This is a genomic window from Gordonia metallireducens, assembly GCF_021245825.1.
Classification (GTDB): domain Bacteria; phylum Actinomycetota; class Actinomycetes; order Mycobacteriales; family Mycobacteriaceae; genus Gordonia; species Gordonia namibiensis.
In genome coordinates this window covers 1-12502 of record NZ_JAJQJP010000010.1, presented here as the reverse complement: position 1 = coordinate 12502, position 12502 = coordinate 1, and the positions used below count along the sequence as shown (strand labels likewise).

The following is a 12502-nucleotide window of genomic DNA, read 5'->3' as shown; positions in this document are numbered from 1 at the left end:
GGACATTTCGGGTATAGGTGGAAATCCGCCAGTCCGGGCAATCTGGGTGAAACACGTCGGGGGTCGACCTACAATTCGTCTCACGGCACCTGCGCCGGAGGGAGGTGTGGCCGATGTTCTCGGTTTTCCTCGTCGATGACCACGAGATCGTCCGGCGGGGTCTCGTCGAACTCCTGGACCACGATGACAACGTCCGGGTCGTCGGCGAGGCCGCGACCTGCGCGCAGGCCCTCGCCCGCATACCGACCGTGCAACCGGACGTCGCGGTCCTCGACGTCCGCCTACCCGACGGCAACGGGATCGAACTGTGCCGCGACTTGCTCAGCCGAGTCGACGGGTTGCGCTGCCTGATCCTGACCTCGATGACCGACGACGAGGCCATGATGGACGCGATCCTCGCCGGCGCCAGCGGGTACGTCATCAAGGACATCACCGGCATGGAACTCGCCCGCGCCATCACCGATGTCGGCGCCGGACGGTCGTTGCTCGACAACCGCGCGGCCGCAGCCCTGATGGACCGGTTGCGCACCCAACGCGAGAAAGAGGAAAAGCCCGGCGACGGATTGAGCGAGCAGGAGAGCACCCTGCTCGCCCTCCTCGGCGAGGGCCTGACCAATCGGCAGATCGCCGCCCGGATGCATCTCGCGGAGAAGACCGTGAAGAACTACGTGTCCCGGCTGCTGGGCAAACTCGGCATGGAGCGCCGTACGCAGGCGGCGGTGTACGCCACCAAAGCGGCGCGACGGGGTCACGCGCACTGAGTCGAGGCTCGCGAGCGATTCGCGTACCATATCCTGCGGGTTAGAGCACGACACGTGTCATTGGTCCCCATCCAACGGGACTCTTTACCCGGTGACTCGACCCTCACCGGGGGCATGTACTGGATACACAAGCGATGCCGGGCACCCCGGCACGCGGTGTGTGGACCTCCAGGGGGACTGCCGTGTGACCGCATCCGGATTCACCAACGGACCTGTCGTCGTCGGCGTCGACGGGTCCGCCACCGCCCGCGCCGCCGCCCGCTGGGCCGCGCGCGACGCCGCTCTCCACCGGTCGGAGCTCGAGCTGATCGCCTCGGCGAATCTCGCGGCGGACGATCCACGCGTCCTCGAACCCCTGCGCGCCCGATGCGAACGCGCCCTCGCCGAGGCCCGCCGCGCGGCCGAGGACTCGGGCGACTCGCCCGACCCGCTGAAGATCACGACCCAGGTCGTCGACTCACCGCCGGTCACCGCCCTGCTCGAGGCATCCGATCGAGCCCGTCTCCTCGTCGTCGGCAACCGGGGGCACATGGCCGGTCATCGCGTCGCGCTCGGGACGGTCACCACCGCACTCGCCGAGCACTGCAGGTGTCCGCTGACGGTCGTCCGCGACTCCACGTCCCACTGGTCCCAGGCGGGGATCGTGGTCGGCACCGACGGCTCCCCGGGCGGGCGAGCCGCCGTCGACGCCGCGTTCGCAGCGGCCGACCTACGCGGCGTCCCGGTCACGGTCGTCCACGCCTGGTGCGACACCGATGTCGCCGACATGGCCGTGCCGTGCACGATGTCCGAGTGGCCGAGCCATCGCAGCCGCGCCGACGCCTGGCTCGAGGCCGAACTCGACGAGGTGCGACGCCGGTACCCGCGCGTCACCGTCCGCCACGCCGTGACCAGAGACCGACCCGCCCGCGCCCTGCTCGACCACGCTCAGGCCGCGCAATTGCTAGTCGTGGGTGCGCGCGGTCGCGGCGGTTTCGCGGCCATGCGACTGGGTTCGACGAGCCTCTCGGTCCTGCGGTCGGCCCGTGGCCCGGTGATGGTCGTACCCCACGACCGCTGACCTGCGCCCCGATCCGCCGAACCATGTGCCATTCGGCCCTATGAGACCTACATCACATCCGGTGAAACTGAGGTGGTCGATCGTCCGAGTCCGTCGACGAACCGACAGGACCGACTCGACACAGCCAGCACCAGAGGTCCACCCATGACAGTCATTTCCCCGTTGTTCGCCGAAACCGAGGGTTCGGCCGACCGGTACTGCGACAGCTGCGGACGCAGCTTCGTCCCACGACGACCACTGGCCGAACCCGAACGGGATCGCTGGGCCAGGGTCAACGGCTGGCACGTCGGGGTGGAGGAGACCTTCTGCCCCGCCTGCCGGCACGCACGCTCCGAGATCAGCGACCCGTGAACTGCCCGAACAGGGCGGGAATCGCACCGACCAGTTGCGAGAGCAGGCCGGTCAGCATGTCGGAGGCCGGCACGTCGGGAGTCGACGGCGTGGCACCCGGAGTTGTCTGAGGGGTTGCTCCGGGCGCCTCGCCGGTCGGCGCACCCTTGTTCACGCCGATCGTGATCTTCGGGCTCTTCGCGGGGTCGAGCCAGACGAGGATCTTCTTCATCAGTTCACGCTCGACGGCGACGCAGCCCAGCGTCGGCTGGTCGTTGGTCACATGCAGGAACATCGCCGTCGCCTTGCCGGGGGTGCGCTCCGGGTTGTGCGCGATGTTGACGGCGTAGTCGTAGACCGGACCCGAGTTGTACAGGTTCTCACTGTCACCACCGGGACTCTGGGGCTGACGTACGTGGGTGTTGTAGGTCGGCGACTTGGGATCGGAATCCCACCAGTCCTGGGTGTCGACCTTGAGGTAGGGCATCTTGGTGCCCGGATTCTCCTGACGACCGAAGGCCTGGTCGAGCGGGAACGTCCCCTCCGGGGTACGCGGCACGTTGTCCTGCGGTTCGCCCATCCCCAGGGAGCCGAGGTATGCCTTGGCCGGGCCGAGGCCGGGGACCGGCTTCCAGCTGCCGTCGGCTCCCTTCTCGAAGGCGGTGAGTGTGGCGGTCGTGTCCGACGCCTTGGGGGCGGTCACGACGATCATCTGGCTGGTCGGGCCCCCGGACCCCTCGAGGCCACCGGGCGCCTCGTCGGAACCGCTGCCGCCGGACAGTTGGTTGAGCACCTCGTCGAGCATCGGGATACCGAGGCCCTCGCCCATTCCCGGCAGCGACGGGCCGCCCGGCGTGGTCGGTGTCGTCGGCGTGATCGGTGTCGTCGTTTCCGGATCGGCGAGAGCCTGACCCGCACCACCGGCGCACGCGGCCAACACCGCAATCACCAATAGTCCCAGCAGTCTCATTCGCCTCATCAGTAACTTCAGCACCACAACAGTGTGACAGCGCGCAAGACCCCATGAGTCACGTGATGGTCACGGTGCAGTGAGGATCGGATCAAGCACCCCGGCGGATTCGGCCGCCCTCGATCGCCGGATCAACCACCGGGTGTCGACTCGGCGGTCGATTGCCGATGGAAAATCGGAAATGATCCATTATTCGACGTGCAGGACAAAGCGCCGGAAAGAAGTCATCCCGTCGAGGCCATGCAGAATTCGTCGGCCTTTTCTTTGCGGGAACTAAATATAATCGTTAGCGTCGGCAACGGCGTTGATCGCACAGCGACCTCGCCGGACGGAAATTCACCGACAAAGGAGAGAAATTGGGTTCCCTGGAGAACATCGAAGCCCTCACCGCATTCGTCGAGCTCCTCAACGCACTCAGCGACCTCGGCGGCAGCGCGGCCTGACCCCTCCCCCGAGTCGGGCCCACCATCGCGGGAATCGTTGCGACAGCGACAATCTCGGCGGGCCCCAGTGACGGAAGGCCGCGACGGTTCGCTCCCCTCAGCGAATCGTCGCGGCCTTCCCCTCCAAACGCCCGCCCGTTACGCTCCCGGCGCGGTCACACCCCGCCCGCTCACTACGCTCCCGGCGCGGAAGGCCCGAACTCCTCCAGCATCTCCGTCACCAACGCCGCGATCGGCGACCGCTCACTGCGGGTGAGCGTGATGTGTGCGAAGAGCGGATGCCCCTTCAACTTCTCGATGACCGCGGCGACACCGTCGTGCCGGCCGACGCGGAGGTTGTCGCGCTGTGCGACGTCGTGGGTGAGCACCACACGAGATCCCGAACCGAGGCGCGACAGCACCGTCAGCAGGACGTTGCGTTCCAGCGACTGCGCCTCGTCGACGATCACGAACGAGTCGTGCAGCGACCGGCCACGGATGTGCGTCAGCGGCAACACCTCGAGCATCCCGCGGCTCAGCACCTCCTCGATGACCTCCGGCGAGGCGAGCCCCTCGAGGGTGTCGAACACCGCTTGTGCCCACGGGCCCATCTTCTCGGCCTCGCCCCCGGGGAGGTAGCCGAGCTGCTGACCCCCGACCGCGTACAGCGGCCGGAACACGACGACCTTGCGCTGGGTCCGGCGTTCCAGAACCGCCTCGAGACCCGCACACAGAGCCAGCGCCGACTTACCGGTGCCCGCCTTGCCGCCCAGCGAGACGATGCCGACGCTGTCGTCGAGCAGCAGGTCGAGAGCGACCCGCTGTTCCGCGGAACGCCCGTGCAGGCCGAAGGCCTCGCGGTCCCCCCGCACCAGCTGCACGCGCTTCTCCGCGTTGACGCGACCGAGGGCGCTCGACGACGGACTGAGCAGGCGGATGCCGGTGTGACACGGCAGCTCCCTGGCCTCGTCCAGGTCGATGACACCGTCGGCGAACAGTGCGTCGATCATCGACGTCTCGACATCGAGCTCGGTCATCCCCGACCACCCGGACACCACCACGTCCTGCGCGTGGTACTCGTCGGCGGCCAAACCGACCGCACCGGCCTTCACACGCAGCGGGGTGTCCTTGGACACCAGGGTCACGTCCTTGCCCTCGGCACGCAGGTTCAGCGCACAGGCCAGAATCCGGGAATCGTTGCTGTCGGTGCGGAAACCGGCCGGCAGGACGGACGGATCGGTGTGGTTGAGCTCCACCTGGAGGGTGCCGCCCTCCTCACCGATCTCGATCGGAAGGTCGAGCCGACCGTGCGCGAGCCGCAGGTCGTCGAGCATGCGCAACGCCTCACGCGCGAACCAGCCGAGCTCGTGATGGTGACGTTTGCCCTCGAGTTCGCTGATGACCACCAGTGGCAACACCACTGAGTGCTCCGCGAAGCGCATGACCGCCCAGGGGTCGGACAGCAGCACGGAAGTGTCGAGGACGTAGGTGCGTGTGGTCACGTCGGGCTCCTACGTTCATGCGGCGCCCGCACAAACCAGTTCTCAGGTGACCGGCCGGTCGAAGTCCGTTGCCCTCGGCGTCAGCCGAGGTGGACGAGGACCGGGGCCGGCCCTCTCGCGCTGCTGTTGCAATACACGAATCGAACCTCCCGGACGAACCGCTTCCCCGCGATCCGTACCGTCAACGTACGCGCAGACTCCGCGGGCGGCGCGCCGGAATCAGGTGTGTCGGCGTGAATTTCGCGTTAACCGCAGTATCGTCTGACCCAGGGACGCAAACGGCGCCACCAGGATGTTCGTCGTCCTGATGGCGCCGTGCGCGCGTCTTACGGGGTGGCGGTGTTCTAACCGCGGGCGCGGGAGAGGATGCGCTGACGCGCGGCCTCGGCCTCTTCGCCCAGACCCTCGATGGAGTCGAGCTTGACCGCGTCGGCGAGGGTCGCGGCGATCTCGCGCCAGGTGTCGGAGTTCTCGTAATCGGCCAGGAGAGCCCGCTCGGCATCGAAGTCGTCGATGTCGTGGCCGATGGCCTCGGCCCGGCCCAGCGCCAGGGCCGAGTCGATCGCGATGACCGTGGCGTCCTGGTCGGCGATGATGCCGGCATTGAGGAACGCACCGAAGGTGTTCGCCTGCTGCTGGTCGTCGGCGGCGATCTTGGTCAGGATCTGTTCCAGGACGTCGTCGGCGGCGATCGCACCGAGTCGCTTGATGAAGCTGACGCACTGGTTCTCGTGGACGGCCATCAGCGCGAGCACGTCGAGCGGGCCGAGCTGGTCGACCTGCTCGGGGGTCTGCCGGTAGCCCTTGGTGACGTGGACGAGTCGACGGTTCTCGGCGTCCACCGGATCGATCGCGCGACGCACGACGAGGTAGTCGCGCAGGACGATCGAGTGCCGGTTGTCCTCCGCGGTCCATACACCGATGAGCTGACGCCACTCGGAGAAGGCCGGGAAGTGCTTCGCGAGCACACGGTGGTACGACGGCAGGTTGTCCTTGGTGAGGAGCAGCGCCAGCAGACCGGCACGCGCCTCGTCGGACAGCGTCGCCTGCGACGGGTCGAAGTCGGCGCCGCCGAGGAAGGCGAAGTTGCGTCCCTCGTCCCACGGCACCCAGTCGTGCGGGTTCCACGGAGTGGCGGCCGACTGGTGGTCTTCCGCGATCTCGGGAAGAGCCTTCTCGAGCGCGATGATCAGGTCGTCTTCAGTGAGTGCGTTCATCGCTGCAAGGATACGGACGCCGCTCGGCGCGGGGCAATTCAGGTCACATCCGAGCGGCCGGCCGCGGCTCAGATGCGGCTCATCAGTCCCCACTCCTCGAGCCCCTCGTAGAGCGGGAAGTCGAGGGCGAGCTTGGACACCCGGCCGCGCAGGGCCGAGACGTCGGCCGACGAGCCCGCGGCGAGCGCCGTCGCGATGATGTCGGCGACCTCGGTGAACTCCTCGTCGCCGAAGCCACGGGTGGCCAGCGCGGGGGTGCCGATGCGCAGACCCGAGGTGACCATCGGCGGGCGCGGGTCGAACGGCACCGCGTTGCGGTTGACCGTGATCCCGACCTGGTGGAGCAGATCCTCGGCCTGCTGGCCGTCGAGGTCGCTGTTGCGCAGGTCGACGAGCACGAGGTGGACGTCGGTGCCGCCGGTCAGGACCGAGACGCCGGCCTTGGCGACATCCTCACCGTTGAGGCGTTCGGCGAGGATGCTCGCGCCCGACAGGGTGCGGCGCTGACGCTCGGCGAACTCCTCGGTGCCGGCGATCTTCAGTGCGACGGCCTTGCCGGCGATCGCGTGCATGAGCGGTCCGCCCTGCTGGCCGGGGAACACGGCCGAGTTGAGCTTCTTGGCCCATTCCTGCTTGGCCAGGATGATGCCGGAGCGGGGTCCGCCGAGGGTCTTGTGCACGGTCGAGCTGACGACATCGGCGTGCGGCACCGGCGACGGGTGCAGGCCGGCGGCGACGAGTCCGGCGAAGTGCGCCATGTCGACCCACAGGTGGGCGCCCACCTCGTCGGCGATGGAGCGGAACGCCTCGAAGTCGAGCGTGCGCGGGTAAGCCGACCAGCCGGCGACGATGACCTTGGGCTTCACGTCGAGGGCGATCTTGCGCACCTCGTCCATGTCGATCCGGAAGTCTTCCTTGCTCACGCCGTAGAAGGCGTTCTCGTAGAGCTTGCCGGAGAAGTTGAGGCGCATGCCGTGCGTGAGGTGACCGCCGTGGGCGAGGTCGAGACCGAGCATGGTCTCCCCCGGCTCCATCAGGGCCTGCAGCACGGCCGCGTTGGCCTGCGCGCCCGAATGCGGCTGGACGTTGGCGAAGTCGGCGCCGAACAGTTCCTTGGCGCGGTTGCGGGCGATGTCCTCGACCACGTCGACGTATTCGCAGCCGCCGTAGTAACGACGTCCCGGGTAACCCTCGGCGTACTTGTTGGTGAGCACGCTGCCCTGCGCCTGCAGGACCGCACGCGGCACGAAGTTCTCCGAGGCGATCATCTCGAGAGTGTCCCGCTGACGGCTGAGTTCGCCGTTCATGGCGGCGGCGACGTCGGGGTCGAGCTCCGCCAGGGACATCGAGTTCACGGATGACGAGTTCGCGGTCATGGCGACAAGTCTAGGGACCTGCGCCGCGATCCCCTAACCCGCTACCAGCTCACGGCGCAGGCTCGCCGGGATGAGCGGTTCGTCGAGCAGCCGTCCGAAGGCCGCGGCGCGGTCGTCGGCGGCATCGAGCCACCTCTCGAGCAGTTGGTAACCCTCGACGTAGGTGCTGATGTAGGCCCGCCACAGCGGTGAGGTGAGGAAGCGCAGCATCTGCCGGGCACGCTCGGGCGGCGCGAGCAACCAGGTCTGGAGGAAGTCGGCGACGGTGTCGGCATCGGCGTGCTGGTCGTGCAGCATCAGGGCCGCGTCCTGGCGGACGGTCAACAGTCCGGAGGTCGCGCGTCCGATGCGCATCGCCCGGTCGGCGTCGAAGCGCAGGCCGAGGTCGGCGTAGACCTCCTGCGCCCAGACGCCCCACTCCTTGCCCATGATCGCGGTCAGGGCGTGGTCGGCGAGCCCCTCGGCCATCAGGCACTGCGGGGTGTTGACGAGGAAGATCGACTGCTCGTGCTGGCCGGCGCCGACGAGCAGTTGTTCCTTGCGGCAGTGCTCGGTGTGGTGGCCGGGGTAGGCCTCGTGGGCGATCAGGTGCGGGAGCGACGACATGTACTGCGTGAGGTCGGCGTTGATCGCGACCCGTGACCGGTAGTCGCCGAGGTAGTAGTTGAACCCCGACCACGGTTTGTCGGTGACGACCTCGAAGTCGACGATCTCGTTGTCCGGCAACGGGTACTGCGCCCGGACGCGTTCGCGGAGGGCACCGCTGAACGCCCGAACGCACTCGTCGACCTTGTCGGCGGGGATCTCGTCGGCCCGACGATGTGCGGAGTACGCGTCGCGCAGTTCGTCGCTGGTGGCGTCGGCGATGCCGAGCGCCTCCGCGAGGTCGGTGTGGGCCTGCCGGTAGCGGTCGGCGTCGGCGAGGGCGATGTCGACGTCGAAGTAGGCGCTGACCTCGTCGACGAAGGAGATCTCGTCGCCGGCGAATTTGCGGGCCGAGCACTCGAGCGCCCGCAGATGGGAGCCGATGAACTCCGCGCGGTCGGCGGGCAGATCTCCGGGGAGGTCGGCGCGCAACGCCCGGGCCTGTGCGGCCAGCTGCGCCGGATCGGGCGCGGGCCCGTTTGCGATCTCGGCACGCAGTGCCGGGTCGCCTGTGAACGCGTCGACGAATCCTTCTTCGAGCCGATCGAACGCCAGCCCCAACCGCAGGTAGTCGGTGACGAGGTCGGGGGTCGCGTGGTCGGCCGGCATACCGGGCACGTTACCGCGAGCGGAGGCGCCGCGTGGACCCACCGCGTCGCGGCGAGCGATGGGCCCTAAGCTGTTACGCATGATGACCCGGGCAGCCGCGCTCACCACTACCCCGGAGCTGCGCTGATGGCTCGCAATGCCAGTGATCGGGACCCCAGTCTGTACCTGGAGCTCGACCGCCGGCAGTGGCGTGAACTGCGTGAGTCCATGCCCCTCGTGCTGAACGAGTCCGAGCTCTCCGAGCTCGTGGGCCTCGGTGAGCAGATCGACCTCGAGGAGGTCGCCGACGTCTACCTGCCCCTGTCGCGTCTGATCCATCTGCAAGTCGCTGCGCGCCAACGACTGTTCGCGGCCACCTCGACCTTCCTCGGCGAGCGTCAGATCAATCGGCAGGTCCCGTTCGTCATCGGCATCGCGGGCAGTGTGGCCGTCGGTAAGTCGACGACGGCGCGCGTGCTCGCGGCGTTGCTCGCCCGGTGGGAATCGCACCCGAAGGTCGACCTGATCACCACCGACGGATTCCTGCTGCCGACAGCAGAGATGCAGCGTCGGGGGATCTTGCACCGCAAGGGTTTTCCCGAATCGTATGACCGGCGCGCGCTGCTGCGCTTCGTGACCGAGGTGAAGTCGGGTGCGCGTGAGGTCGCGGCGCCGGTCTATTCACACCTCGCCTACGACATCGTGCCGAACGTCTATCACTACGTGCGGCAACCCGACATCCTCATCCTCGAGGGCTTGAACGTCTTGCAGACCGGGCCGACGCTGATGGTGTCGGATCTCTTCGACTTCTCGATCTACGTCGACGCCAAGATCGAGGACATCGAGGAGTGGTACATCTCGCGCTTCCTGCAGATGCGGACCACGTCGTTCGCCAACCCGGACTCCCACTTCCACGCGTACGCCTCGCTCACCGACGAACAGGCCACGGCTGCGGCCCGGGACCTGTGGACCTCGATCAACCGGCCGAACCTCATCGAGAACATCCTGCCCACCCGCCCGCGCGCCTCGCTGGTGCTCCGCAAGGACGTCGACCACGCCATCAACCGGGTGCGCCTGCGCAAGCTCTGAACATCACGCCGGTGTGAGCATCAGATCCACCAGTTCCGCGCTGTGGCGGCCCGCCGCCGCCCGATCCTCCTCGGAGTAGGACAGGTGCAGCGCCCCGATGCCCATCGCGAAGATCCAGTTGGCCCGCACGGACGCGGTCCCCGGATCCAGCCCGTGGTCGAGGAGACACCGGCGCACCGCTTCTCGCGCACGACGATCCGAGGTGCGGATGCTCGCCTCGGCATCCGGATCCGAGCGCGCCCATTCCCGCATCGCCCGTTCGATCATCCAGTGACGCGGACTCGTGAGCTGGGCGATCAGACCCAGCAGACGATCGCGTGGGGGTAGGTCGGCCAGCGCCGCGAAGTTCTGGTGCTCCTCGTCGCTCCACTCGCCCCACCGTGCGACCAGCGCCGCGCGGTAGGCCGCGATGTCGGTGAAGTGCCAGTAGAAACTGCCCTTGGTGACGCCCATGCGCTTGCAGACTGTGTCGATCTTGATCTGCTTGAACCCCTCCTCGGCCAGGATCGCGTACCCGAGCTCGATCCAGTCGTCGGCCGACAGATGGCCGCCACCTCGCTGCTGCGCTCGCCCCATTCGCTCACCCTAACTGCGCTTTCCGGCTCGAAGCGGGTATCCCATACCTTTTTGTATGTTACGTTCCGATCCGTGGACACCCCGACATCCGGAACGGTGCAGATCACCGACGAATTCATCGCCGCCCTGGCCGAGCGCGCCGGCCGGGCAGAAGAACTACGGCAACTGCCGGCCGAGACCATCCGCGACGCGACCGACTCAGGTCTTCTGGATCTGTTGATCCCCAGCAGGTTCGGCGGACTCGAAGCACCCTTCCCCGAGATCCTCGACCATGTCCGACGCCTGGCCCATGGCTGCACGTCGAGCGCCTGGACGCTGGGTTTCTACACCCTGCACGGCTGGATCACCGCACTGTTCAGCGAGGCGGCGCAGGAAGAAGCGTTCGCGGATCGTCCGTACCTCGCACCGGCACCCCTGGCACCGACCGGGACCGCGGAGCCGCGCGAGGGCGGTTTCGCCGTGTCCGGTCGCTGGTCCTGGGCGACCGGCATCATGGCCGCCAACTGGGTGATGGTGGGCGCCGTCGTCACCGGCGATCGCCCCGACGCCATCCTGGCGCTCCTGCCGATCGACGACGCGCGGGTGGAGGACGTCTGGCACACCGACGGCATGCGGGCGACCGGATCCAACGATGTCGTCATCGAGGACGCCTTCGTACCGGCCCACCGCACGGTCCGGGTTCGAGATCTCTACGCGGGCAGGACACCTGGCGCGGCGTTGCACGACAACCACTCGTATCGCTGGCCGATGGTCCCCGCCCTTGCCCTGCTGGCCGCCATGCCCGCCCTGGGCACGGCCGAGCGGGTCGCCGACCTGTACGCGGCACGGCTCTCCGAACGCGTCCTGGCGTACCAGATGGTCAAACAGAAGGACAAGCCCGCGGCGCGGATTCGATTGGGCGACGCCCGAATACGACTCCAGGCTCTCCGCGGTCTGCTCGCGGAGACCACGGCGACCATCGAGGGGAGCCTGGCTGGCGGCGCGACGGTCGACGTCCGTACGCGGGCCCAGGCACGTCTTGCCGCGGCCCGCATCGTGAACGAGTCGAGAGCCGTGATCGGCACGCTGCTCGAGGCGTCGGGCGCCAGTGTGCACTTCCTCGACCATCCGGTGCAGCGTGCGCGCCGCGACATCGACGTCCTGTCCGGCCACGTGGTCTTCGACTACGACGAGATCAGGGAAATCGCCGGATCTCTCGAGATCGGCATGGAGATCTCCCCGTTCGCCATGGTGTAGCGCGGCTATGCCCGTGGCACCCCTCTGCCGGCTGATCCGACAGAGCGCGACGCACCCAGGCCCGATGCCCGAGGTGTGAGGAGCGCAAGCGACAGCCGGCCTTGCTGCCTGAGCAGCCTATGAGGGTTTGTGTCAATGGGTCCTGTGGTGGGGTGTGGGCGTGTGGGTGTTGCCGGGCGGCCTGGGTGGGCGGTCCGGGTGCGGGTGCTGGTGGTGGTTGGGCGGCCGGGGTCGTGCCTGGCGCGGGCTCTACCTAGCGGTCAAACGGGTTGCTACCCAACAGCCTTCATCCGAGCTCGGGTCGCGCCGGGTGGGACTGCTCAGGCTCAGGCGCGGGTTGTGCCCTAGGTGCGGCGAGCTTGTCCCGGTCGGTGGGGTCTGGGTTCAGGCGGCGCTCACCTCCGCGGGCTGGGGTGCGCCGGCCAGGGTCGGGTCCCAGGGAGTGGCGGTGGTGATCACCACGTGCAGCTGGCGTAGCAAAGCAGCGGCGATAGCTACGTAGGCCTGGTTGGGTTGCAGTCGGTTGTGGGTGCGGGTGGTCAGGTGTTGGTAGCGGGCGGCGTAGACCGGGTTGTGTCGCAGCGCGCCGAACGCCGCGCGCCAGGCGGCGGTTCGTAGGCGGGGCCGCCCGCGTCCGCTGATGGTGGTTGTGCCCTGGTAGCTGCCCGAGGAGTTCTCACGCGGGCACAGGCCGGCGTGTTTGACCACTGCCCGTGCGGAATCAAAGCGG

At 68.0% G+C, this 12502-nt stretch carries 12 protein-coding genes; 5 read left to right on the top strand and 7 right to left on the bottom strand.

What is annotated here, in order from left to right; genetic code table 11:
* The first annotated feature begins 113 nt into the window (after positions 1-113).
* The 3 genes from LQD00_RS02725 to LQD00_RS02715 all read left to right on the top strand — a co-directional run bounded on the left by LQD00_RS02725 (position 114) and on the right by LQD00_RS02715 (position 2172).
* Positions 114-761: a response regulator gene (locus LQD00_RS02725; RefSeq protein WP_006357724.1), complete on the top strand. Its 648-nt coding sequence runs from the start codon at positions 114-116 to the stop codon at positions 759-761.
* 184 nt (positions 762-945) lie between these two features.
* Positions 946-1821: a universal stress protein gene (locus LQD00_RS02720; RefSeq protein ID WP_232715565.1), complete on the top strand. Its 876-nt coding sequence runs from the start codon at positions 946-948 to the stop codon at positions 1819-1821.
* Positions 1822-1965: 144 nt separating this feature from the next.
* Positions 1966-2172: a hypothetical protein gene (locus LQD00_RS02715; protein ID WP_232715564.1), complete on the top strand. Its 207-nt coding sequence runs from the start codon at positions 1966-1968 to the stop codon at positions 2170-2172.
* On the opposite strand, the gene LQD00_RS02710 is transcribed toward LQD00_RS02715, so the two are convergent.
* From LQD00_RS02710 to LQD00_RS02690, 5 genes are all read right to left on the bottom strand, one after another.
* Positions 2159-3121: a L,D-transpeptidase family protein gene (locus LQD00_RS02710; protein ID WP_232715563.1), complete on the bottom strand. Its 963-nt coding sequence runs from the start codon at positions 3119-3121 to the stop codon at positions 2159-2161. The two genes, LQD00_RS02715 and LQD00_RS02710, sit on opposite strands and share 14 nt — an antisense overlap.
* A gap of 616 nt (positions 3122-3737) precedes the next feature.
* Positions 3738-5045, bottom strand: coding sequence for a PhoH family protein (locus LQD00_RS02705; protein WP_005195763.1), 1308 nt, complete (start codon positions 5043-5045; stop codon positions 3738-3740).
* A 344-nt stretch (positions 5046-5389) separates the two neighbouring features.
* Positions 5390-6262 (bottom strand): acyl-ACP desaturase, encoded by an 873-nt coding sequence (locus LQD00_RS02700; protein ID WP_232715562.1) that lies wholly within the window; start codon positions 6260-6262, stop codon positions 5390-5392.
* A 68-nt stretch (positions 6263-6330) separates the two neighbouring features.
* Positions 6331-7638 (bottom strand): serine hydroxymethyltransferase, encoded by a 1308-nt coding sequence (gene glyA, locus LQD00_RS02695; protein WP_035750511.1) that lies wholly within the window; start codon positions 7636-7638, stop codon positions 6331-6333.
* Positions 7639-7671: 33 nt separating this feature from the next.
* Positions 7672-8892: a DUF2268 domain-containing protein gene (locus LQD00_RS02690; RefSeq protein ID WP_232715561.1), complete on the bottom strand. Its 1221-nt coding sequence runs from the start codon at positions 8890-8892 to the stop codon at positions 7672-7674.
* A gap of 126 nt (positions 8893-9018) precedes the next feature.
* Here LQD00_RS02690 and coaA point away from each other — a divergent pair, with 126 nt between their 5' ends.
* Positions 9019-9960, top strand: coding sequence for a type I pantothenate kinase (gene coaA, locus LQD00_RS02685; protein ID WP_006866043.1), 942 nt, complete (start codon positions 9019-9021; stop codon positions 9958-9960).
* Between the two features lie 3 nt (positions 9961-9963).
* On the opposite strand, the gene LQD00_RS02680 is transcribed toward coaA, so the two are convergent.
* Positions 9964-10536 carry a TetR/AcrR family transcriptional regulator gene (locus LQD00_RS02680; RefSeq protein ID WP_232715560.1) on the bottom strand — a complete coding sequence of 191 codons (573 nt, stop codon included), beginning with the start codon at positions 10534-10536 and terminating at the stop codon, positions 9964-9966.
* A gap of 72 nt (positions 10537-10608) precedes the next feature.
* Here LQD00_RS02680 and LQD00_RS02675 point away from each other — a divergent pair, with 72 nt between their 5' ends.
* On the top strand, positions 10609-11772 hold the full coding sequence (locus LQD00_RS02675) for an acyl-CoA dehydrogenase family protein (RefSeq protein ID WP_232715559.1): 1164 nt from the start codon (positions 10609-10611) through the stop codon (positions 11770-11772).
* A gap of 384 nt (positions 11773-12156) precedes the next feature.
* On the opposite strand, the gene LQD00_RS02670 is transcribed toward LQD00_RS02675, so the two are convergent.
* Positions 12157-12502 (bottom strand): transposase (locus LQD00_RS02670; protein WP_232715558.1); only part of this gene is annotated, 346 nt, incomplete at its 5' end.

What these genes read in the sequence shown, in the direction of transcription:
- glyA (WP_035750511.1), bottom strand. Translation starts at nt 7,638, where the DNA reads ATGACCGCGAACTCGTCATCCGTGAACTCGATGTCCCTGGCGGAGCTC.
- coaA (WP_006866043.1), top strand. Translation starts at nt 9,019, where the DNA reads ATGGCTCGCAATGCCAGTGATCGGGACCCCAGTCTGTACCTGGAGCTC.
- LQD00_RS02710 (WP_232715563.1), bottom strand. Translation starts at nt 3,121, where the DNA reads ATGAGACTGCTGGGACTATTGGTGATTGCGGTGTTGGCCGCGTGCGCC.
- LQD00_RS02725 (WP_006357724.1), top strand. Translation starts at nt 114, where the DNA reads ATGTTCTCGGTTTTCCTCGTCGATGACCACGAGATCGTCCGGCGGGGT.
- LQD00_RS02690 (WP_232715561.1), bottom strand. Translation starts at nt 8,892, where the DNA reads ATGCCGGCCGACCACGCGACCCCCGACCTCGTCACCGACTACCTGCGG.
- LQD00_RS02715 (WP_232715564.1), top strand. Translation starts at nt 1,966, where the DNA reads ATGACAGTCATTTCCCCGTTGTTCGCCGAAACCGAGGGTTCGGCCGAC.
- LQD00_RS02700 (WP_232715562.1), bottom strand. Translation starts at nt 6,262, where the DNA reads ATGAACGCACTCACTGAAGACGACCTGATCATCGCGCTCGAGAAGGCT.
- LQD00_RS02680 (WP_232715560.1), bottom strand. Translation starts at nt 10,536, where the DNA reads ATGGGGCGAGCGCAGCAGCGAGGTGGCGGCCATCTGTCGGCCGACGAC.